Annotated in this window: 23 protein-coding genes; 14 read left to right on the forward strand and 9 right to left on the reverse strand. The window is 66.3% G+C overall.

All coding sequences use genetic code 11. The annotated features are described in order from the left end of the window. Both pspB and pspA read right to left on the reverse strand, forming a co-directional pair. A complete protein-coding gene (pspB, locus tag LZ586_RS01110) occupies nucleotides 1-270 on the reverse strand; it encodes an envelope stress response membrane protein PspB (protein ID WP_235079689.1) in 270 nt (89 codons plus the stop codon). A 6-nt stretch (nucleotides 271-276) separates the two neighbouring features. Then, the gene (gene pspA, locus LZ586_RS01115) at nucleotides 277-945 is read right to left on the reverse strand and encodes a phage shock protein PspA (RefSeq protein WP_235077871.1); all 669 of its coding nucleotides are present in this window, start codon (nucleotides 943-945) and stop codon (nucleotides 277-279) included. A gap of 380 nt (nucleotides 946-1,325) precedes the next feature. Between pspA and pspF the strand changes: the two genes are divergently transcribed. Continuing rightward, nucleotides 1,326-2,354 carry a phage shock protein operon transcriptional activator gene (pspF, locus tag LZ586_RS01120; RefSeq protein ID WP_235077872.1) on the forward strand — a complete coding sequence of 343 codons (1,029 nt, stop codon included), beginning with the start codon at nucleotides 1,326-1,328 and terminating at the stop codon, nucleotides 2,352-2,354. Between the two features lie 141 nt (nucleotides 2,355-2,495). Next, a complete protein-coding gene (locus tag LZ586_RS01125) occupies nucleotides 2,496-3,110 on the forward strand; it encodes a superoxide dismutase (RefSeq protein ID WP_235077873.1) in 615 nt (204 codons plus the stop codon). Nucleotides 3,111-3,280: 170 nt separating this feature from the next. On the opposite strand, the gene LZ586_RS01130 is transcribed toward LZ586_RS01125, so the two are convergent. The 5 genes from LZ586_RS01130 to LZ586_RS01150 all read right to left on the reverse strand — a co-directional run bounded on the left by LZ586_RS01130 (nucleotide 3,281) and on the right by LZ586_RS01150 (nucleotide 8,883). Continuing rightward, nucleotides 3,281-4,294, reverse strand: a complete 1,014-nt coding sequence (locus LZ586_RS01130) for a family 43 glycosylhydrolase (protein ID WP_235077874.1) — start codon at nucleotides 4,292-4,294, stop codon at nucleotides 3,281-3,283. 10 nt (nucleotides 4,295-4,304) lie between these two features. Further along, nucleotides 4,305-4,922, reverse strand: a complete 618-nt coding sequence (locus LZ586_RS01135; protein ID WP_261346022.1) for a septation protein A — start codon at nucleotides 4,920-4,922, stop codon at nucleotides 4,305-4,307. Further along, on the reverse strand, nucleotides 4,915-5,853 hold the full coding sequence (gene ftsY, locus LZ586_RS01140) for a signal recognition particle-docking protein FtsY (RefSeq protein WP_235077875.1): 939 nt from the start codon (nucleotides 5,851-5,853) through the stop codon (nucleotides 4,915-4,917). Before ftsY ends, LZ586_RS01135 begins: the two co-directional genes overlap by 8 nt. Continuing rightward, a complete protein-coding gene (gene mtaB, locus LZ586_RS01145) occupies nucleotides 5,850-7,124 on the reverse strand; it encodes a tRNA (N(6)-L-threonylcarbamoyladenosine(37)-C(2))-methylthiotransferase MtaB (protein WP_235077876.1) in 1,275 nt (424 codons plus the stop codon). Before mtaB ends, ftsY begins: the two co-directional genes overlap by 4 nt. Nucleotides 7,125-7,248: 124 nt before the next feature. Next, nucleotides 7,249-8,883, reverse strand: a complete 1,635-nt coding sequence (locus LZ586_RS01150) for a putative bifunctional diguanylate cyclase/phosphodiesterase (protein ID WP_235077877.1) — start codon at nucleotides 8,881-8,883, stop codon at nucleotides 7,249-7,251. 296 nt (nucleotides 8,884-9,179) lie between these two features. Here LZ586_RS01150 and ffh point away from each other — a divergent pair, with 296 nt between their 5' ends. The 4 genes from ffh (at nucleotide 9,180) to rimM (ending at nucleotide 11,914) form a co-directional block, all read left to right on the forward strand. Further along, the gene (gene ffh / locus LZ586_RS01155) at nucleotides 9,180-10,664 is read left to right on the forward strand and encodes a signal recognition particle protein (RefSeq protein ID WP_235077878.1); all 1,485 of its coding nucleotides are present in this window, start codon (nucleotides 9,180-9,182) and stop codon (nucleotides 10,662-10,664) included. 36 nt (nucleotides 10,665-10,700) lie between these two features. Next, nucleotides 10,701-11,099, forward strand: coding sequence for a 30S ribosomal protein S16 (rpsP, locus tag LZ586_RS01160; RefSeq protein ID WP_235077879.1), 399 nt, complete (start codon nucleotides 10,701-10,703; stop codon nucleotides 11,097-11,099). 51 nt (nucleotides 11,100-11,150) lie between these two features. Continuing rightward, nucleotides 11,151-11,312 (forward strand): hypothetical protein, encoded by a 162-nt coding sequence (locus LZ586_RS01165; protein ID WP_235077880.1) that lies wholly within the window; start codon nucleotides 11,151-11,153, stop codon nucleotides 11,310-11,312. A 122-nt stretch (nucleotides 11,313-11,434) separates the two neighbouring features. Then, nucleotides 11,435-11,914 carry a ribosome maturation factor RimM gene (gene rimM, locus LZ586_RS01170; protein WP_235077881.1) on the forward strand — a complete coding sequence of 160 codons (480 nt, stop codon included), beginning with the start codon at nucleotides 11,435-11,437 and terminating at the stop codon, nucleotides 11,912-11,914. Between the two features lie 270 nt (nucleotides 11,915-12,184). On the opposite strand, the gene LZ586_RS01175 is transcribed toward rimM, so the two are convergent. Beyond that, the gene (locus tag LZ586_RS01175) at nucleotides 12,185-13,087 is read right to left on the reverse strand and encodes an NAD(P)/FAD-dependent oxidoreductase (RefSeq protein ID WP_235077882.1); all 903 of its coding nucleotides are present in this window, start codon (nucleotides 13,085-13,087) and stop codon (nucleotides 12,185-12,187) included. An 87-nt stretch (nucleotides 13,088-13,174) separates the two neighbouring features. On the opposite strand from LZ586_RS01175, the gene LZ586_RS01180 reads away from it, so the two are divergent. Genes LZ586_RS01180 through rplS form a run of 4 tightly spaced genes read left to right on the forward strand, consistent with a single transcriptional unit; the run spans nucleotide 13,175 to nucleotide 14,934 of the window. Continuing rightward, nucleotides 13,175-13,447, forward strand: a complete 273-nt coding sequence (locus tag LZ586_RS01180) for an AbrB/MazE/SpoVT family DNA-binding domain-containing protein (protein WP_235079691.1) — start codon at nucleotides 13,175-13,177, stop codon at nucleotides 13,445-13,447. 10 nt (nucleotides 13,448-13,457) lie between these two features. Then, the gene (locus LZ586_RS01185; RefSeq protein WP_235077883.1) at nucleotides 13,458-13,817 is read left to right on the forward strand and encodes a type II toxin-antitoxin system VapC family toxin; all 360 of its coding nucleotides are present in this window, start codon (nucleotides 13,458-13,460) and stop codon (nucleotides 13,815-13,817) included. Then, nucleotides 13,814-14,548, forward strand: coding sequence for a tRNA (guanosine(37)-N1)-methyltransferase TrmD (gene trmD / locus LZ586_RS01190; protein ID WP_235077884.1), 735 nt, complete (start codon nucleotides 13,814-13,816; stop codon nucleotides 14,546-14,548). Before LZ586_RS01185 ends, trmD begins: the two co-directional genes overlap by 4 nt. Beyond that, a complete protein-coding gene (rplS, locus tag LZ586_RS01195; protein WP_235077885.1) occupies nucleotides 14,545-14,934 on the forward strand; it encodes a 50S ribosomal protein L19 in 390 nt (129 codons plus the stop codon). The genes trmD and rplS overlap by 4 nt, the downstream gene beginning before the upstream one ends. A 60-nt stretch (nucleotides 14,935-14,994) precedes the next feature. Here the strand turns inward: rplS and LZ586_RS01200 are convergent, their stop codons facing one another. Further along, nucleotides 14,995-15,447: a PA2169 family four-helix-bundle protein gene (locus LZ586_RS01200; RefSeq protein ID WP_235077886.1), complete on the reverse strand. Its 453-nt coding sequence runs from the start codon at nucleotides 15,445-15,447 to the stop codon at nucleotides 14,995-14,997. Nucleotides 15,448-15,631: 184 nt separating this feature from the next. Here LZ586_RS01200 and LZ586_RS01205 point away from each other — a divergent pair, with 184 nt between their 5' ends. From LZ586_RS01205 to LZ586_RS01220, 4 genes are all read left to right on the forward strand, one after another. Continuing rightward, a complete protein-coding gene (locus tag LZ586_RS01205; protein ID WP_413777307.1) occupies nucleotides 15,632-17,875 on the forward strand; it encodes a DPP IV N-terminal domain-containing protein in 2,244 nt (747 codons plus the stop codon). Nucleotides 17,876-18,256: 381 nt separating this feature from the next. After that, nucleotides 18,257-19,585, forward strand: a complete 1,329-nt coding sequence (locus tag LZ586_RS01210; protein WP_235077888.1) for a DUF418 domain-containing protein — start codon at nucleotides 18,257-18,259, stop codon at nucleotides 19,583-19,585. Between the two features lie 72 nt (nucleotides 19,586-19,657). After that, nucleotides 19,658-19,813: a hypothetical protein gene (locus LZ586_RS01215; RefSeq protein ID WP_235077889.1), complete on the forward strand. Its 156-nt coding sequence runs from the start codon at nucleotides 19,658-19,660 to the stop codon at nucleotides 19,811-19,813. A 139-nt stretch (nucleotides 19,814-19,952) separates the two neighbouring features. Next, a complete protein-coding gene (locus tag LZ586_RS01220) occupies nucleotides 19,953-20,990 on the forward strand; it encodes an aspartate-semialdehyde dehydrogenase (RefSeq protein WP_235077890.1) in 1,038 nt (345 codons plus the stop codon). Nucleotides 20,991-21,013: the final 23 nt, after the last annotated feature.

Genomic DNA, 21,013 nt, shown 5'->3' on the forward strand with positions numbered 1-21,013 from the left:
TTAGTTCCTCCTCGAATGATCGTACGGGCTCGGTTCGCGATGCGCGGACAGCGGCCGGAAATCGGGATTGTCGGCGGCGATGATGCGTTCGACGGTGAGCAGGCGTTCCTCGAGCTGCTTGGCGGTGTAGAAGAGCTCGTCGAGCAGCTTCTCGTCCTCGCCGGTGATCGTGGCCGACTGCTTCCACTTGGTGATGTAGTGCATGATCACCCAGGGGAGCCCGATGAAGAGCATCCCCACGATGACGATGGGCAGGAGCACTTCGTCCAACATGACTTAGGCTCCCTTGTTCAGCCGCGCCTTGAGCGCTTCGAGTTCGGCGTCGACCTTTTCGGACGAACGCAGCTCGGCGATCTCTTCCTCCAGCGTCTTTGGCTGGCCGCCGAAGCCCATCGCATCGGCGCGGCCTTCGGCCATGTCGACCCGGCGCTCCAGGACGTCGAAGCGCGAGAAGGCGTCCTGCATCTTCGAGCCGTTGGTCATCTCGCGCAGGCGGAAGCGGTTGTTGGCGCTTTCCAGGCGGGCGACGATCGAGTTCTGGCGGGTGCGGGCCTCGCGCAGCTTGTTCTGCAGCTTGTTGATGTCCTCTTCGGACGCCTTGAGCGCGTCGTCGAGCACTGCGATTTCGGCTGCCAGCTGCTCGCACATGTCCTTGGCCTTCTGCCGCTCGACCAGAGCTGCCTTGGCGAGGTCCTCGCGGCCCTTGCTCAGTGCCAGCTCGGCCTTCTCGGTCCAGCTCTCCTGGAGCTTTTCGAGCTTGGCGATGTGGCGGCGCATTTCCTTCTGGTCGGCGATGGTGCGGGCGGCGGAGGCGCGAACCTCAACCAGCGTTTCCTCCATCTCGAGGATGATCATGCGGATCATCTTGGCCGGGTCCTCGGCCTTGTCGAGAAGGTCGGTGACGTTGGCGGCGATGATGTCGCGGGTTCGCGAAAAGATACCCATGTACATACTCCTTGGTTTGAGACCGCCGGGAGGCTCTAGGGGCGTCCTCCCGGCGGGGATCCCGCTCGCCGGGGCATTGGCGAGCAGGGAGGCTTTGTCCGTCAGGCGATCGCGGGGCCGACCGCACCAGCCATCAGCACGACGCTGGCGAGAAGGGCGATGGTGACTGCGAAGAAGGCGCTGCGGACGTTGTTGGCTTGGTAGGTCATTGTCTCGTTCCCTGAACCTTGTGTGTTTGCCCGTTGCCGGGCTTGCCAATACACCAGCAGGAAGCGTGCCAGTTTGCAAAAGCCGCAGAAATCCGCGCTTTTCCGCCGTTGCAGGGTGCGATCACAAGTTTGCAGTTGCCAAGGGTTGGGAAATCACCCCAATCTTTCGGTATGGAGCGAACAACGCAGGTAATCGGGCAGTCGGGCGCCTTTCTCGACGCCCTCGAACAGGCCAGTCGCGCCGCCGCGCTGGACCGCCCGGTGCTGGTGATCGGCGAACGCGGCACCGGCAAGGAGCTGGTCGCCGAGCGCCTCCACCGGCTGAGCCCGCGCTGGGATCAGCCGCTGGTGGTGATGAACTGCGCGGCGTTGCCCGAGACACTGATCGAGGCCGAGCTGTTCGGGCACGAGGCGGGCGCGTTCACTGGGGCCACAAAGACGCGCGCGGGCAGGTTCGAGGAAGCCGATGGCGGCACGCTGTTCCTCGACGAACTTGGAACCCTGTCAAAGGCGGCGCAAGACCGGCTGCTGCGCGCGGTCGAATATGGCGAAATCACTCGGATCGGGTCGTCGCGGGCGCTACGCGTCGACGTGCGTATCGTCGCGGCGACCAACGAGCATCTGCCGGACCGAGTGGAGCAGGGCACGTTCCGGGCCGACTTGCTCGACCGGCTGAGCTTCGAAGTGGTGACGCTGCCGCCGCTGCGGGCCCGGCGCGGGGACATCGAAGTGCTTGCCGAGTTTTTCGGGCGCCGGATGGCGGCGGAGATCGGGTGGACGGATTGGCCGGGATGGGGACCCACCGCGCTGGACACGCTGCTTCACCATGAATGGCCCGGTAATGTCCGCGAGCTGCGCAACGTCGTCGAGCGGGCGGTGTATCGCTGGAATCGCGAAGGGCCGATCGACTATATCGAAGTCGATCCTTTCGCGTCGCCATATCGCCCGCGGCCGATGTCACCGCCTCCCGCCACACCGGTGCCGCCGGTCGCTCCCGTGCCGGTAGCCGAGGGCGCCTCGCCCAGCGAAGTCGGAGGCGACTTCAAGACGCGCGTCGCCGCTTTCGAGCGGCAGCTGCTCACGCGCTCGCTGGCCGAGCACCGCTTCAACCAGCGTTCGACAGCGGAGGCGCTGGGGCTGAGTTATGATCAGCTCCGCCATGCGCTGAAACGGCACGATCTGCTGGGGGCCAGCGGCTGACCGACTTTCCCCCGGGCCTGACAAGGCCGGGGTGACGAAAGAGGAAGGCATTTTCCTACCCGGATACGCTGGCGAAACGAGTTAGACGGAGCCATATGGCGCGCATCGCGTTGCTCGCGTGAACCTGACAGGAGATTTCCGATGGCTTTCGAATTGCCGCCGCTTCCCTATGCCTATGATGCGCTGGAGCCGACCATCGACAAGGAGACGATGACTCTCCACCACGACAAGCACCATGCCGCCTATACCGCCAAGCTGAACGAGGCAGTGAGCGAGGACTCGAGCCTGGAGGGCAAGTCGATCGAGGATCTGCTGGGGCAGATGGGCAGCGCGCCTGCCAAGCTGCGCAACAATGGCGGCGGCTATTGGAACCACGACTTCTTCTGGAAGACGATGGGCCCGAATGGCGGCGGCACCCCGACTGGTGCGCTGGCCGAGGCGATCGACGCCAAGTTCGGCTCGCTAGACGCGATGAAGGAGCAGTTCAACACGGCCGGCGCCAACCAGTTCGGATCGGGCTGGGCGTGGTTGATCGTCAACGGTTCGGGCGAGCTCGAGATCACCTCGACCCCGAACCAGGACAATCCGCTGATGGACGTCGCGCCGGTCAAGGGCACGCCGATCCTGGGCAACGACGTGTGGGAGCACGCCTATTACGTCACTTATCGCAACGACCGCCCGGGCTATCTGAAGGCCTGGTGGAACGTCGTGAACTGGGACGTGGTGTCCGAGCGTTACACGGCTGCCAAGGGCTGAGGCTCTAGCATCCTGGGTTCCTCGCCTGAAACCAGGTTGGGGGACGGATTAGAAGCGGCCGGGGCTCGATGCTCCGGCCGTTTTTCTGCGCCCGCGCCTCGGGCGGGGGCCTCTGTCGCGCAGACGCGCACCACACCCCTGGGCCGCTTGCTTGCGGCGAGGAGAGCCAGTCAGCGTGGAGCGGCGAGTGTGGTGCTCGAACTCGCCGGTTCGGCGAAGACGGGGTGGCCGTCCTTGCCGAAGGTGAAGCGCTGGATGCGCGGCGAGCGCTTGGCCGTGCACTTCATGTCGGGTCCCGGATTGGCGTGATAGACGATCCAGTGCTCGCCGGTGGGCGAGGTGAAGAAGCCGTTATGCCCGGGCGCGTACACGCCCGCGGACGGCGCCTTTGCAAGGATCGGGCGCGGGGCCTTGGTCCAGGCGGCGGGGTTCAGCGGGTCGCTGCCGGCCTGGGCGTGCAGCAGGCCGATGGCATAGTCGTCGGACCAGCAGGCGCTGCCCGAATAGCTGAGGAACAGGTCGCCCTTTGGCCCCTGCAGGAATTCGGGGCCCTCCAGGATCTGGCGGCCGCCCTGACGCTCCCAGGCCTGGTCGGGGCGGGCGATGATCGTCTCCGCGCCTTGCAGCGTCCAGGGGTTGGCCATCGCCGATATCGCGAGATCGCTGTCGGACCCGACATAGGGCGAGTAGACGAAGTAGCGCTTGCCGCGATAGGCGAAGGTCGTGCCGTCGATGCCGGTGTAGCGGGTGTTCACGCGCCCGCGATCGATCCACTTGCCCTGGCGCGGGTCGGCGCTGGCATTCTCCAGTACGAAGATGCCGCGATGGGCGTCGTCGTCATGCTGGGCGTCGGCGGCGGTGTAGTAGAGGTACCATTTGCCGCCGATGCGGTGCAGCTCGGGCGCCCAGATTGAGCGCGCGTTCGGGCCTGTCGCCGCCGGGCGCCAGATCACTGTCTCTTCCGCCTGCGCCAACCGGGTCAGGTCGCGGGTGGCGCGGATCGCCAGCCGGTCGCCCAGCGTGTGCATGTAATAATAGGTGTCGCCCGCGCGGACGATCCACGGATCGGCGCCTGAATCGAGCAGCGGATTGGTGAAGCGGTTGGGAGCGTCGTCGGCCACCAGCAACGGCGCCGCTGCCAGCAGGGCGGCGAGAGTGACGCATTTCAGCGAGCGGCGCATCATCTTCTCCAGCTCAGCCCTCGGGTGGGAGGGGGGCGTCCTCGGGCTGGTCGAGCTGCAGGCCGTGTCGCATCAGCATGGGGATGTTGATCATCGCGAAGACCAGAGTCATCGGGATCACCGCCCATGTCTTGAAGGTCACCCACTGATCCCAGGTCAGCATGTGGCGCATCACTTCGTTGAGTACTGCCATCGCGACGAAGAAACCGGCCCAATTGATCGTCAGCAGCCGCCAGCCCTTGGCGGACAGGCCGGGATAGGCGCTTTCCAGGAGCATCTGGAGCAGCGGCTTGCCTGTTATCAGGCCGTAGCCGAGGATCACCGCGAACATCGTGTAGACGATGGTGGGCTTGATCTGGATGAAGGTCTGGTCGTGGAAATAAATGGTCAAGGCGCCGAAGGGCAGCACCAGCGCGGCGGTGATCCACAGCATCGGCGAGATGTGCCTGGCCTTCCACCAGGAAAGCAGCATCGCCGCGACCATGGCGACCATGAAGGCGGCGGTGGCAGTGATGACGCGCTGGATCTGAAGGCCGGGCGCATAGCTGTTGACCAGGAAGAAGACGGCGAGGGGGCCGAAATCGATCAGCATCCGCATACCCGGCGAGAGCGGGGTCCTGGTCTCAGCCACGGGTCAGTTCCTCTACGCCGGCGATGATGCGGGCGACTTCATTCGGGTTGAACGGGCGCAGGTCGTCGACCTTTTCGCCTACGCCGATCGCATGGATCGGCAGACCGTATTGCTCGGCAGCCGCGACCAGCACACCGCCGCGCGCGGTGCCGTCGAGCTTGGTCATGACGAGGCCGGTGACGCCGGCCACTTCCTTGAACACCTCGATCTGGTTGAGCGCGTTCTGGCCCGTGGTGGCGTCGAGCACGAGCACGACGTCGTGAGGCGAAGCGGCGTTCAGGCGGCCGAGCACGCGGCGGATCTTGGCAAGCTCGTCCATCAGCTCGCGCTTGTTCTGCAAGCGGCCGGCGGTGTCGACGATCAGGATGTCGGTGCCGCGGTCGGTCGCCTGCTTCACTGCTTCGAAGACGATGCCCGCGGCGTCGCCACCCTCGGCGCCCGAGACGATCGGCACGCCGATCCGCTCGGCCCAGGTGCGCAGCTGGCCGATCGCCGCGGCGCGGAAGGTGTCGCCGGCGGCGACCATCACGCTATAGTCCTGTTCGAGGAACAAGTTGGCAAGCTTGGCGATGGTGGTGGTCTTGCCCGAGCCGTTGACGCCGATGACGAGGATCACCTGGGGCCGCGGAAACGCTTCGATCTCGAGCGGCTTGGCAACCTTCGCGAGGACCTTCTCGACTTCCTCGGCGACGACCAGGCGGATGCCGAGTTCTTCCATGTTGCGCTCGAACTGCCCCTCGGCCAGCCGGGCGCGGACGCGGGCTGCGGTTTGCGGGCCGAGATCGGAGGCGATCAGCGCCTCTTCGATCTCGTCGAGCGTGGCGTCGTCGAGGCGGGCGAGGCTGAGGCCGGCGAGATTGCCGAGCAGCCGGTCCGAGGTCTTGCGGAAGCCCCCGAGCAGACGGTCGTGCCAGGTTGGGTTGGTACTCATGCGTGGATCTCTGTCATCGGTTCTTGGGCGCGGGAAGCGCCGGAAAGGCTGGCGATCAGCCCTGTATCGCTCGCGTCGACGATCGTCACCTGCTGGATCGAGCCGACGGGGCTTTGCGGCAGGCGGACTTCGGCGAAATTGCCGGCATGGCCGCGCTCGCCCGGGCGCTCGACCAGGACGGCCTGGCTGGTGCCGATCAGGCTGCACAGCCAGGCGGCGCGGCGCTCTGCGGCGCGGGCGCGCAAGCGGGCGGCGCGTGCCTTGACCAGGGCGGGTTCGACCTGGGGCATGTGCGCGGCGGGGGTGCCCGCGCGGGGGGAGTAGGGAAAGATGTGGGCGTGGACGATGTCGCAGTCGTCGAGCAGCGCGAGCGTGTTGGCGAACATCGCCTCGCTTTCGGTGGGGAAACCCGCGATCAGGTCTGCGCCGACTGCGAGCTCGGGGCGTGCCGCCTTGAGGCGCTGGATCAAGGCGACGCTGTCGGCGCGCAGGTGGCGGCGCTTCATGCGCTTGAGGACGAGGTCGTCGCCTGCCTGGAGCGAGAGGTGGACGTGGGGCATGAGCCGCGGCTCCTGCGTCAGCAGGGCGAAGAGGCGGTCGTCGATCTCCACGCCGTCGAGGGACGAGAGGCGGAGGCGGCGCAGCTGGGGCACGTGGTGGAGGATGCGCTCGACCAGCTGGCCGAGCGACGGGGTGCCGGGCAGGTCGGGGCCGTAGCTGGTGAGGTCGACGCCGGTGAGGACGATCTCCGAATGGCTCTCGGCGAGCGCGGCGATGCGGTCGATCACTGCGCCGGCGGGCACCGAGCGGCTGTTGCCGCGGCCCTGGGGAATCGCGCAGAAGGTGCAGCGATGGTCGCAGCCATTCTGCACTTCGACAAAGGCGCGGGCATGGGTGGAGAAGCTGGCGGCGAGGTGTGGCGCGGTGGCGCGGACGGCCATGATGTCCTGGACCTGCACCGGTGTGGCGGCCGCCCAGGCGAGAGGATCGAGCTTTTCGACATTGCCGATCACGCGGGTGACCTCGGGCATCGCCGCGAAGCTGGCCGGATCGATCTGCGCGGCGCAGCCGGTGACGACGATCTCCGCCTCGGGCTGCTCGCGGCGGGCGCGGCGGATTGCCTGGCGGGTTTGCTTGACGGCTTCGTTGGTGACGGCGCAGCTGTTGACCACGATCGTGCCGCGTTCGCCCAGGATGGTGCGGATGGTCTCGCCCTCCGCCAGGTTGAGGCGGCAGCCCATGTTGATCACGCGAGGCTGAGGAGTGGGCATCGGCCCGCGATCTAGGGTCGCGTGGGCAGGAAGTCCACGCCGGTTGACCATCTGGTTGACGCGAAAGACAATCGCTTTTGAGGGTCAAATACCGAATTAATCGTTATACATCAGACACCTGAGGCTAAAGCGCGACGCGGCGGACCGGCGGGGCGTTCTCGGTCGCCGCGGCGGGGAAGTTGGGCTGTTGCAACAGCCGGCGCTCGGCGAGGAGGCGGCGGACGCCGGCCTGGGACAGCGGGCGGCCATAATGCCAGCCCTGCGCCTTGGCACAGCCCATCGCGCGCAGCCGCTCCTCGATCGCGGCATCCTCGACCCCCTCGGCGGTGATCGGCAGGTTGAGGCTGGCGCCCAAAGACACGATCGCGTTGACGATCGCGAGCGAATCCGCGCTTTCGTTGAGCGAAATGACGAAGCTTTTGTCGATTTTGATGCGATCGAACGGCAGCGCGCGCAAATGGGCTAGCGAGGAATAACCGGTGCCGAAATCGTCCAGCGCGATGCGGATGCCCTGGTTCTTCAGGCTGCCGACGATCGACTGGGCGAGCGGGAGATTGTCGAACAACGAGCTTTCGGTGATCTCGACCTCCAGCCGGTTGGCGGGGAAGCCGGTCTCGGTCAGCGTCTTGATGATCTTCTGCGCCAGCCAGGCGTCGCGCAGCTGCCAGGGCGAGATGTTGATCGACACGCTGAGCGACGGATCCCAGTCGCGCGCGGCATGGAACGCCTGACGCATGATCGACAGCGACAATTCGGCGATCAGGCCGGTTTCCTCGGCGATCGGGATGAACTGTTCGGGACTGATCATGCCGCGCGTGGGATGCTCCCAGCGGGCGAGCACTTCGAAACCGTGGAGGCGGCCGGTGGTGAGGTCGATCTGCTGCTCGAAATACGGGACCACTTCCTGGCGCGGAATGGCGAGGCGCAGGCCGGATTCGAGTTCGTTGCGCGCCTGGAGATCGCGCTCCATCGACTGATCGAACCAGGCATAGCGGTTCCGTCCGGCCTTCTTGGCCTGGTACATCGCGATGTCGGCCGAGCGCGTCAGCGCGTCGATGCTGGGGCAGTCGAAGTCCGAGCGCGCGACGCCCACCGAGCAGCTGACATGGAGGTGAAAGCCGTCGGCCTCGAACGGCTGGGCGAGGCGGCTGACCAGCTTTTCCGCGATCCGCTCGACGACGCTGGGCTCGCCGCAGTCGAAGAGGAAGCCGCAGGCGAACTCGTCCCCACCCAGACGCGCGGTAAGCGACAGCGGCGGCAGGATCGCCGCGATCTCGGTGGCGACCGCGCGCAGCAGGCTATCGCCGACGGCGTGGCCGTGCATGTCGTTGATCGTCTTGAAATGGTCGAGGTCGAGCATGATCAGCGCCATCGCCTTGCGGCGGCGCTCGGCGCGGGCGAACATCGCCGCGCCCTCCTCGGCAAGGCTGCGGCGGTTGAGGAAACCAGTCAGCGGGTCGCGGCTGGCGAGGAGCTGGGCCCGCTCCTCCGCAGCGGTGCGTACGCGCACTTCCTGGCTCAGCGCCTGATGGCGGCGCCAGCCGAACAGGATCAAGGCGACATTGAGCAGCAGCGCCACGACCAATTGCCGATCCGCGGGCTGGCCGCCCTGCACGTAATATTGCACCGTCTGAGTCAGAACCGAACTACCGGTGCCGACGAAGAGCAGAATAGCCGCCACGCTGATCGCGCCGGTAAGGAGATTGGCGCGCGGCGCATTGGATTGCAGGTTCAGATCCTCGTTCAAATCGCCCGACATCGTCGGCCTTGCCCCCCGTGAAGAAGGCGCGGTTTTCCCATGACGAGAGTGTAGATAGCGTTAAGTGCGGGCCTTCGTGCATGCGGGAAGGGCGGTTTTGTCGTAGCCCCGGGGAACAAATCGAGGCGAGCCCGACACGGTTGCCTCTTTGGCCCAGTTGCGCTATGCGGCGCCCGACCGTTCCCGTGGAACGCGAGACAGCAACGCCCCGAGGGGCGACGCCGGCCAACGAGGTTTCGTTCGCCGGCGTGTTTTGCGTTTAGCAGGTCCGGCATGATTTTGGAGTGGTTGGACCCATGTTCGACAGTTTGAGCGATCGGTTAGGCGGCGTATTCGACCGGCTCCGCGGGCGTGGCGCGCTCACCGAGGCCGATGTCCGCACCGCGATGCGCGAAGTTCGGATCGCGCTGCTGGAAGCGGACGTGGCGCTTCCGGTCGCGCGCAGCTTCGTCGAGAAGATCACCGAGCAGGCGATCGGCCAGAACGTGCTGCGTTCGGTGACGCCGGGCCAGCAGGTCGTGAAGATCGTCCATGACGGCCTGATCGACATGCTGGGTTCGGATACCGCCGAGCTCGAGATCGACGTCACCCCGCCCGCCGTCATCATGATGGTGGGTCTGCAGGGTTCAGGTAAGACCACCACCACCGCCAAGATCGCCCGGCTGCTCAAGAAGCAGGGCAAGAAGGTGATGATGGCGTCGCTGGACGTCAATCGCCCGGCTGCGCAGGAACAGCTGGCGGTGCTCGGCACCCAGATCGAAGTCACGACGCTGCCGATCGTCGCCGGCCAGCAGCCGGTGGATATCGGACGGCGCGCGCTGCAATCGGCGAAGCTCCAGGGCTTCGACGTGGTGATGCTCGATACCGCGGGACGGCTGCACGTCGACCAGGCGCTGATGGACGAGATGAAGGCGGTGTCCGACATCGCCCGTCCGCAGGAAACGCTGCTGGTCGTCGATAGCCTGACCGGCCAGGACGCAGTGAACGTCGCGTCCAACTTCTCCGAGCAGGTGCCGCTGACCGGCGTCGTGCTGACCCGGATGGACGGCGATGCGCGCGGTGGCGCGGCGCTGTCGATGCGCGCGGTCACCGGCAAGCCGATCAAGTTCGCCGGCATGGGCGAAAAGCTGGACCAGATCGAGCCGTTCCACCCCAAGCGGGTGGCCGGGCGGATCCTGGGCATGGGCGACGTCGTCAGCCTGGTCGAGCGCGCCGCGGAGTCGATCCAGCAGGAAGACGCCGAGCGGATGGCGAACCGGCTCGCCAAGGGCCAGTTCGACATGAACGACCTGCGCAGCCAGTTGCAGCAGATGCGCAACATGGGCGGGCTGGGCGCGCTTGCCGGCATGATTCCGGGCATGAAGAAGGCCCAGGCGGCGATGGCCGGCGGGGCGATGGACGAGAAGATCCTGCTGCGCATGGACGCGATGATCACGTCGATGACGGTGAAGGAGCGCGGCAAGCCCGAGCTGATCAACGCCAAGCGCAAGATCCGCATCGCCAAGGGCAGCGGCACCACGGTTCAGGACGTCAACAAGCTGCTCAAGATGCATCTCGAGATGCAGACGGCGATGAAGAAGCTGCGCAAGATGGGCGGCCTGAAGGGCATGCTGGGCATGCTTGGCAAGGGTGGTCCGGGCGGCGGCATGGCCGGGCTGGGCAACGCGCTGGGCGGCGCCGAAATGGGCGACATGATGGGCAAGATCGGCGGCGGGCTTCCCGGCCTTCCCGGTGGCGCCAAGCTGCCGCCCGGTTTCGAGAACATCCTGAAGAAGAAGTAATTTTTCCCCAAACGTTCAAAGAAGGAAGTAGATTTTATGGCTCTCTCTATGCGTCTCTCGCGCGGCGGTTCCAAGAAGCGTCCGTACTACCGGATCGTCATCGCGGATGCGCGTTCGCCGCGCGACGGCAAGTTCATCGAGAAGATCGGCACCTATAACCCGCTGCTCGCCAAGGATGCGGCCGACCGCCTGAAGCTCGACACCGAGCGCGCCGCGCACTGGCTGAAGATGGGCGCGCAGCCGACCGACCGGGTCGCTCGCTTCCTCGACACCACCGGCGTCAAGGAGCGCAGCGCGCGCAACAACCCGAACAAGGGTGTCCCCGGCGAGAAGGCCAAGGAGCGCGCCGAGGAGCGTGCCGAGAAGGCACGGGCCGCCGAGGAGGCAGCCAATGCACCGGCCGAGGCTCCCGCCGAGGAAACCGCCGAGGCGTGAGGAACTTGCCGGTCGTCATGCGTTCCGTAACGGACAGCACCAGAGGAGCGCATGATGGCCGGCAATATGCCCAACGGAACCGGACCTGAGGATCAGTCCGACAAGGACAATCCGGGTGGCGAGACCCTCAACCCCAGCGGCGTGTCGACCGACGCGCCTGCCGAGGGAGGGGAGGAGTCCGAACCCAAGCAGCCGGGATCGCCGCAGGGCTGATACGGCGGCGGACGGAGCCCAGCTTCGTCATGCCGGTGAAGGCAGGGGTCCGAAGCGCATGTGCCATCCGGCGCGGCGCTTTTGGACCCCTTTCTATTGGAAATGACGATGGGTGGGATGGCATGACTTCCGAAAAGACGGTTACGCTTGCTGCCGTCATCGGCGCGCACGGCATTGCCGGAGAGGTGCGGCTGAAGGTCTTCGGCGACGACCTGGCCAGCTATAAGAGCTTCAATGGCGGCACGCTGACGCTCAAGAGCGTGCGCACCGGATCAAACGGGGCGATCGCCCGCTTCGCCGAAGTGCCCGACCGTAATGCCGCCGAAGCGCTGCGAGGAACGACGCTGACCGTGCCGCGCTCCGCTTTGCCGCCGCTGGGCGAAGGCGAATATTATCATGCCGACCTGCTCGGGCTGGCGGCGGTGGACGAGAGCGGCGCCGCGCTGGGGCAGGTGGTCGCGATCGACGATTATGGCGCGGGCGACGTGCTGGAGATCGAGATGGCGGACGGCAAGCGCTTCATGGTGCCGATGAACGCCGCGGCGGTGCCGGAGTGGAACGCCGAGCGGCTGGTGGTGGCCGAGGACTTTATCGAGCGGTGAGGGGCTGCGGCTACTGCTGTTCGTCATCCGCCACTAGTTCCCCGGCATAGGCCGGGGCCCGGTAGCGACGCATTCTGAGGTTTCTCCTGCCGTCGCCAGTGCAGTGCGACTGGGCCCCGGCCTACGCCGGGGAACTGAGGGGCGCGGTTTCGCCGTTAGCGCTCCACTCTGTGTGTTCCTATGAGGAGAGCCCCCTCCACCACCAGCTTGCGCTGGCGGTCCCCCTCCCCGTGCCGGGGAGGATTTTGCGGCGGTTGGGCTTGCCGAGGATTAGCGGCGGATCGGCTTTTGCTCGTTCAGGGTGTTGCGGATCGTGGTGGCGGCTACGCCGGCTTCGCCCATGGCGTGGCTGATCTGGTCGAGGCCCTTGGCAACGTCGCCGGCGGCGAACAGGCCGGGCACCGAGGTGCGCTGGTGATCGTCGACCTCGAGGCAGCCATCCTCCGCTGCGCGGGCGCCGGCCTGGACTGCGAGGCGCGAACGAATGCGGGAGCCGAGCGCGGGGTAGACGCTGTCGAACGACAGGCGGCCCCTGGCAGTGTCGAAGGCGATCTGGTCGCCCTCGATCGCCCAATTGCCGCAGGGGCCGTCGACGCGGGCGATGCCGGCGTCGTCGAGTTGGTCGGTCAGGGCGGTGTCGAGTTCATGGGCTTCGGGGGCGATCATGGTGAGGTCGGCCGTGAAGCCGCGGATGAACAGCGCTTCGCGCATGCCGTGCTCGCCGGTGCCGATCACGCCGACGCGCTTGTCGGTGACTTCATAGCCGTCGCACACCGGGCAATAGCGCAGCAGGCCGCGTTGCAGCGCCTCGTCGTGGAGGTCGTCGGGCATGTCCGGGCGGTGATTGACCACGCCGGTGGCGAGCAGGACCGAGCGTGCGGCGAACTCGCGATCGCCGACGCGTACCGCGAAGCCTTCGTCGAGGACGCGCAGGCTGGTGACTTCGGCCTGTTCGCGGGTGGCGCCATATTTCTCGGCCTGTTCCAGCATGAGCCCCAGCAGCGCCTTGCCGGAAATGCCGTCTGGATAGCCGGCATGGTTGTGCGTGCACGGGATCAGCGCCGCCCGGCTCGATCCGGAATCGAACATCCGGATCTTGAGGTGGTAGCGCGCGAGGTAGATCGCGGCGGTGAGCCCGGCGGGTCCTGCGCCGATGATGATGCAGTCGTCCATGGAGCGGCGTAGCGCGTGGGCGGCGGGTTCGTTCCTTGCTCGCCGGTTGGAGGATGTATATACGTCCGGTATATACAGGAGGCGATGATGGGCGAGGAATATCGCGCCAAGGTGTTCAAGTCGGGGAATTCGGTCGCGTTGCGGCTGCCCAAGGCACTGGGCATCAAGGAAGGCACGGAGATGCGCGTGCGCGAGGAAGCGGGGCGTTTCGTAGTGGAGCCGGCCGAGGCTCCGGCGCGCAAGATCAGCCTGGATGGGATTTGGGGTGCTATCCCGTGGTTGAAGCCGCTTTCGCCGGAAGAGCGAGAGTTCGAGGAGCGTGAACTCGACTGGGAAGGAAAGCTGCTGAAGCGTGACTGAGCCCAGGTTCATGCTCGACAGCAACATCCTCATCTATGTGCTGCGATCCGTGTTCCCAGATCTGCGGCGGCGGATCGAGGCCGCCGATGTCGGGACAGTGGCGACTTCGTCTGTCGCCTATGCCGAGGTCATGCTGGGCGCTCAGGCGGGCGGTGTGGCGGAACGGGCCGAGCGGGTGTTCAGCGTTGTTACCGTTCTACCTTTCGACCAGGCGGCGGCGCGCAGCTATGCGGCGCTGCCGTTCAGGCGGGGACGGTTCGACCGGCTTATTGCCGCCCATGCGCTTTCGTTGGGTTTGACGTTGGTGACGAACAACGAGGGCGACTTTGCCGACGTGCCCGGCCTCAAACTTGAGAATTGGACGCTGTGACTTTCGCTGCCACGATATTGACGCTGTATCCCGAGATGTTTCCCGGGCCGCTGGGGCTGTCGCTTGCGGGGCGGGGGCTGCGCGAGGGGCTGTGGAGCCTGGAGACGGTGCAGATCCGCGACTTTGCCGCCGACAAGCACCGCACCGTCGACGACACCCCGGCGGGCGGGGGTGCGGGGATGGTGCTGCGCGCCGATGTGTTGGGGGCGGCGCTGGACAGCGTGGCGCCGGGGCGGCCGGTGCTGGCGATGACGCCGCGCGGGGCCCCACTGACCCAGGAGCGCGTGCGGGGGCTGGCGGCGGGGCCGGGGGTGACGGTCCTGTGCGGGCGGTTCGAGGGGTTCGACGAGCGGCTGCTCGAGGCGCGCGCGGTCGAGCAGGTGTCGATCGGGGACTATATTCTCTCGGGCGGGGAGATGGCGGCGCTGACGCTGCTCGATGCTTGCATTCGGCTGATCCCTGGCGTAATGGGCGCGGCTTCAAGCGGCATGGACGAGAGCTTCGAAACGGGGCTGCTCGAATATCCGCAATATACCCGACCAGTGACATGGGAAGGGCGCACGATCCCCGAAGTGCTGCGATCGGGGGATCATGCGAGGATCGAAGCCTGGCGACGTGCCCAGGCCGAGACCGACACACGGCTAAGGAGGCCGGACCTTTGGGAGCGCCATGAGGGCGCTCGGGTCCAGTCTCCCTCTGGCGCGCGGCAACGAAACGGGAAAAAGACATGAACGTCATCCAGACGCTCGAAGCCGAGCAGATCGCCAAGTACACCGAAGCGAAGAAGATTCCGGAATTCCGCCCGGGCGACACCGTCAAGGTCGGCGTCAAGGTCGTCGAAGGCGAGCGCACCCGCGTGCAGAACTTCGAAGGCGTGTGCATCGCCCGTGCCAACCGCGGCATGGGTTCGAGCTTCACCGTCCGCAAGATCTCGTTCGGCGAAGGCGTCGAGCGCGTGTTCCCGCTTTACTCGCCCAACATCGATTCGGTCGAAGTCGTGCGCCGCGGTGTCGTGCGCCGCGCCAAGCTGTACTATCTGCGTGGCCGCACCGGTAAGTCGGCGCGTATCGCCGAGCGCCGCGACCCGCGTCCGACCGAGGTCGCCGCAGCCGAGTAAGCTTCGCGCTTCGAGGAAAGAAAAGGGGCGCGGTGGCTTGGCTACCGCGCCCCTTTTTCGTCAGTCCGCCGCCTGGAACTGGTCGCGCAGTGCGCGGGCGCGGTCGTGGCCGCGCAGGACCGACTGGTAGCACTGCTCGACCACGTTCAGGCTCTCAGGGGACATGCGGTCGTCCTTGCGGACGCGGTCGAACTCTTCCTTGAGGTAATCCTCGCCGCGCTCGATTTCGGCCAGCAGCGCCTTGTCGCCGCCCCCGAGCACGCGGCGCAGGTCTTCCCAACGGCGGTGGATGGTGGCCGCAGCGGAGCCATAGTCGGCGGGGGTGCCGCCTTCGGCGCGGCTGCGGGCGGAGAGCGCCTCCACGACCTGACGCCGCTCGGCGGCCATGTCGGCGAAGAATTGGGCGTAGCGGCCGGCGTCGGCATGCTCGGCGGAATGTTCGTAGCCGCGGACGCTGTCGATCGTGGTGACGATCAGGTCGTCGAGCTTGGAAACGTCGTGGTTGGTGGTCATGCGGGGATCCTCATCGTCGTTCTGGTGCGGGAACGAAGCGTGCGCGCGGGTGCTCCGGGAAAAGATGGTCAACAAGGCGTGAAGATGCGCACCGCCTTGTTCCGCCCGGCCTTTACCCGACGCCTCGGCTTCGCGATAAACCGGCCACCCCGCGTCCGCGGGGCTTGCTCCGGAGAGTCGTGGGATGCGCAAATGGTTGCTGGGATTGGCGTTGGTGTCCTTGGGAAGCGCCGGCATGAGTGTTGAGGCCGCGGCGCAGGCGGCCAGCCAGGCGCTGACGCTGGAACGCGTGTTCGCCAGCCCCGACCTGAACGGCCAGACCCCGCGCGCCCCCCGGCTGTCCCCGGACGGCAAGTATCTGACGCTGCTCCGCAACCGCGCCGATGAAAAGGAGCGGTTCGACCTGTGGGCGATGGACACGACCACGGGGCAATGGCGGATGCTGGTCGATTCCAAGAAGATCGGATCGGGCGCCGAGCTGTCCGAAGCCGAGAAGATGCAGCGCGAGCGGCTGCGCATCGGCGGCAGCAAGGGCGTGGTCGCCTATGGCTGGGCGCCGGACGGCAAGTCGATCCTCGTGCCGCTGGACGGCGACCTGTACCTGGCGATGCTCGACGGCGAGACGCGCCGGCTGACCCAGACGACCCAGGGCGAACTGAATCCAACGGTCAGCCCGGCGGGCAACTTCGTCAGCTTCGTGCGCGACCAGAATCTGTTCGTGCAGCCGCTGAGCGGCGGCGCGGCCAAGCAGCTGACCATCACCGGCGCCGGTACGGTGCATTGGGGCGAGGCCGAGTTCGTGGCGCAGGAGGAAATGGACCGGCGCACCGGATATTGGTGGTCGCCGAACGACGCGCTGGTGGCGGTCGAGCGCTTCGACGAGGCGCCAGTGGGCGTGGTACGCCGCGCGGCGATCGGTGCCGAAGGGACCAGCATCTATGAGCAGCGCTACCCGGCGGCGGATACGCCCAACGTGCTGGTCGAGCTGCATGTGATCGATCCCGCCAGCGGCCGGCAGGTCAAGGTCGACCTGGGCGCGAACCCCGACATCTATCTGGCGCGGGTCGACTGGGCGCCCGATGGCAAGACGCTGTACGTCCAGCGGCAGAGCCGCGACCAGAAGCGGCTCGACATGCTGAAGGTCGATCCGGCTACGGGCAAGGCGTCGGTGCTGTTCAGCGAGACGATCCGGCCCGAGGCGAAGGGCAAGAGCTGGCTGAACCTGTCCGACGCGTATCACTTCATGCCCGACGGCAGCCTGATCTGGGCATCGGAGCGGAGCGGATTCCGGCATCTGTACCGCTATGCCGGCGGCAAGTGGACGCAACTGACCAAGGGCCCTTGGGTCGTCACCGATCTGGTGGGCGTGGACGAGGCGCGCGGACGGCTGTTCTTCACCGCGAACAAGGACGATCTGCTGGAGCAGCAGCTCTATGCGCTCGATCTCGCGCATCCGGACAAGGTCACGCGGCTGACCGAAGCCGGGTGGAACAACGGCGCGACGATGGACGGCGCGGCGACGCGGGCGATCGTCACGCGATCGAGCCCGAGCCAGCCGAGCCAGGTCTATCTGGCCGACACGAGCGGCAAGCGGATCGCCTGGGTGGAGGAGAATGCGCTGAAGCCCGGGCATCCCTATTACCCCTTCGCGGCCAGCCACCGGAAGACGCAGTACGGGTCGTTCAAGGCAAAGGACGGCACGACGCTGTATTGGGAGATGATCACCCCCGAGCTGGAGCCGGGCAAGCGCTATCCGGTGTTCTTCGAGCATTATGGCGGGCCGGGGACCGGGCAGCAGGTGATGCACCGTTGGACCGGCGCGTTGCCGCAATATCTGGTCGATCGCGGCTATGTGTATTTCCGCATCGACAATCGCGGGTCGTTCAACCGCGGCAAGGAGTTCGAAGACCATATCTACCATGCGATGGGCACGGTGGAGGTCGAGGACCAAGTCGCCGGCGCCGACTATCTGAAGACGCTGCCGTTCGTCGATGCCAAGAAGATCGTGACCTATGGCTGGTCGTATGGCGGCTATATGTCGATCAAGATGCTCGAAAAGGCGCCGGGGGTGTTCGCCGCAGCGGTATCGGGCGCGCCGGTGACGCGCTGGGAGCTGTACGACACCCACTACACCGAGCGCTATCTGGGCGATCCCAAGAGCGATCCGCGGAGCTATGCCTCGTCCGACGCTTTGGCGGATGTGGGCAAGATCCAGGACCCGCTGCTGCTGATCCACGGCATGGCGGACGACAATGTCGTGTTCGAGAACGCCACCGTGTTCGCGGCGCGGATGCAGGCCGAGGCGCGGCCGTTCGAAATGATGTTCTATCCCGGCCAGACCCACCGCGTCGGCGGACCGGGGGTGAGCGTGCACCTGTGGGAGACGATCCTGAACTTCCTGGACCGCTATACGAGGGACGCTAAATAGGCGCGATTGGGGGCTGAAAGCCCGCTTTGCGGCGACGGCTGTCTTTCCGCTTCTTGTCCGTCGCGTGAGGCGCGGTGGGCCCCGGCACGAGGCCGGGGTGACATAAAGGGAGAAGGGGGAGAAGGGGGAGAAGCGGCCGGTGGGGTGGCGTGACTTCACTCACCCACGGGTCACCCCGGCCTTGTGCCGGGGTCCACGTCGCCGCGCTTGCTGCCTGGTCGCTTCTTGTCCGTCGCGTCAGGCGCGGTGGACCCCGGCACGAGGCGGGGGGGACGAAGGAGGAAGGTGCCGGGCGAAAAGCGAAAAAAGTCCGCGCCGTCTGATATTTACCGGCTGGACACGAAGTCGCGCGTATAGCGCGGGGCTTGTTCGGAGTGCGTCATGACCAATGTCGGTGAACTGGAGTTGGCGCCGACCGGGGGCGGGGCTCGCATCGACCTGCTGGACATGCTGCGCGGGATCGCGATCCTGGGCATCCTCTACATCAACGTGCCGTATATGGCCGCGCCGGTGTGGCAGTTCACCAGCGGCGATATGCGCGGGATCGGCTGGGGTGCGACGGACGAGGCGGCATGGGCCGGCGTGGAGCTGCTGCTCGCCGGCACGATGCGCTGCCTGCTGGAGTTCCTGTTCGGTGCCGGCATGATGCTGATGGCGCGCAAGGCCATGGCGCCCGACGGGCCGGTCGCCGTTTCCGACCTGTATTACCGACGCAACCTGTGGCTGCTCGGTTTCGGATTGATCGATGTGTTCGTGCTGCTGTGGCCGGGGGACATCCTCCACATCTATGCATTGGCGGCGCTGTTCCTGTTCCCTTTCCGGAGGCTGGCGGCGAAGTGGCTGGTGGCGATCGGGCTGGTCTGGCCGCTGCTGTTCGCGATCGGCATCCCGGACAATGGCGTGCGAGGCTATCTCGACCGGGCGACGCTGACGGCGCAGGTCGAGGCTGCGCGGAGGCACGCCGCTGGTGGGGCGGCGCTGACCGCGCCAGAGGTGGCCGCGGTGCAGCGCTGGCGGATGCTGGAACGGCGCGGGCACGATCCGCAGACGCTGCGGCACGAAGCCGAGGAGCGGCAGGCCCATTCGGGGCCGGTCGCGGCGTATCTGAAGCGCGCCTGGGGCCTGTGGAGCTTGTGGACGCAGCAATGGCTGGTGTGGAACGTGGTCGAGGCGTTCTGCACGATGTCGATCGGCGTGGCGCTGTGGAAATGGGGCGTGATCCAGGGGGCGAGGGGTCGGCGCTTCTATCTGGCGCTAATGGTCGTGGGATATGGCTTCGGACTGACGGCGCGGGGGTTCGGGCTGGCCGAGATGCTGGATCCGCAGCCCGTGGCGCGCTCGATCTGGATCACCGGTGAGGCTGCGCGGCTGAGCATGGGGCTGGGGCATGTGGCGCTGATCAACCTGCTGGTACGCGACCGATGGGGCGCGCGGCTGCTGAATCCGTTCAAGGCGGCGGGCCGGATGGCGTTCTCGCTATACTTTCTCCAGCAGCTGGTGGGCATGTGGCTGTTGTTCGCGCCCTGGGGCCTGGTTGCCTGGGGGCGGCTCGGCTGGGGCGCGATGGCGGGAGTGGCGACTGCGATGGCCGCGGGCGAACTGGTGCTTGCCGCGTTGTGGCTGCGTTACTTCACCAGCGGACCGCTGGAGTGGCTCTGGCGGAGCCTGGCGTATCTGCGCGTGCAACCCTTGCTGCGGAAAGCTGGCTAAGGAATGTCGGCGTATCCTTAGTGCACCGAAATCGGTTCTCCTGCGTTTCCAATCCAGCAAGCGGGAGCGATCATGCCGGAACCGGACAAACAACTGTCGTCGAAGAAGCCGGCCGCGCTGCTGGGCCTATACATCCTGATCGCCTTCGTGGTTGCGGTTGCGGTGATCGTCGTCGCGACGCGCAAGCACGAGTCCGGGCAGGCCACCGCGATCGAACAGACGAAATGAGCCGGGACAGCCTTTCGGCGATCGCCAGGTAAAGCCAGGCTTTGCCGGTGGCGCAGGCGAAAGCGTTTCCTTTCGCCGCCCATCTCCTTACATGGCGAACACCGCTCGTCATGGGCGGGGACAATCGAAAAGGACGCAAATGGGCTACCGTGTCGTGGTCGCTGGCGCCACCGGCAATGTCGGGCGCGAAATGTTGAACATCCTGGCGGAGCGGGAATTCCCGATCGACGAGCTGGCCGTATTGGCCTCGTCGCGCAGCCAGGGCGACATGGTCGATTTCGGCGAGACCGGGAAGCAGTACAAAGTCCAGAATATCGACAATTTCGATCCCGCGGGATGGGACATGGCGCTGTTCGCGATCGGCTCCGAAGGCTCGGCGCTCCACGCGCCACGCTTCGCCGCGGCAGGCTGCACGGTGATCGACAATGCGTCGCTATACCGCATGGACCCCGACGTGCCGCTGATCGTGCCCGAGGTGAACCCCCAGGCGATCGATGGCTACAAGGCCAAGAACATCATCGCCAACCCGAACTGCTCGACCGCGCAGATGGTCGTCGCGCTCAAGCCGCTGCACGATGCGGCGACGATCAAGCGGGTGGTGGTCGCGACTTACCAGTCGGTGTCAGGCGCGGGCAAGGCCGGCATGGACGAGCTGTTCGAGCAGAGCCGCAACATCTTCGTCGGCGATCCCGCGACGCCGAGCAAGTTCACCAAGCAGATCGCGTTCAACGTGATCCCGCACATCGACAGCTTCCTCGACGACGGGTCGACCAAGGAAGAGTGGAAGATGGTGGTCGAGACCAAGAAGATCCTCGACACCAAGATCAAGGTGACCGCGACCTGCGTGCGCGTGCCGGTGTTCGTCGGGCACAGCGAGGCGATCAACATCGAGTTCGAGAACGAGATCTCGGCCGAGGACGCGCAGAAGATCCTGCGCGAGGCGCCCGGGATCATGCTGGTCGATAAGCGCGAGGACGGCGGCTACATCACCCCGATCGAGAGCGTCGGCGAGTTCGCGACCTATGTCAGCCGCGTGCGCGAGGATTCGACCGTGGAGAACGGGCTGAGCCTGTGGTGCGTCAGCGACAATCTGCGCAAGGGCGCCGCGCTCAACGCAGTACAGATCGCCGAGCTGCTCGGGCGGCGGCATCTGAAGAAGGCCGACCTGATCGACTGACGGGAACAATCCTCCCCCTGGCG

It is taken from the genome of Sphingomonas sp. S2-65 (assembly GCF_021513175.1).
GTDB lineage: Bacteria > Pseudomonadota > Alphaproteobacteria > Sphingomonadales > Sphingomonadaceae > Sphingomonas.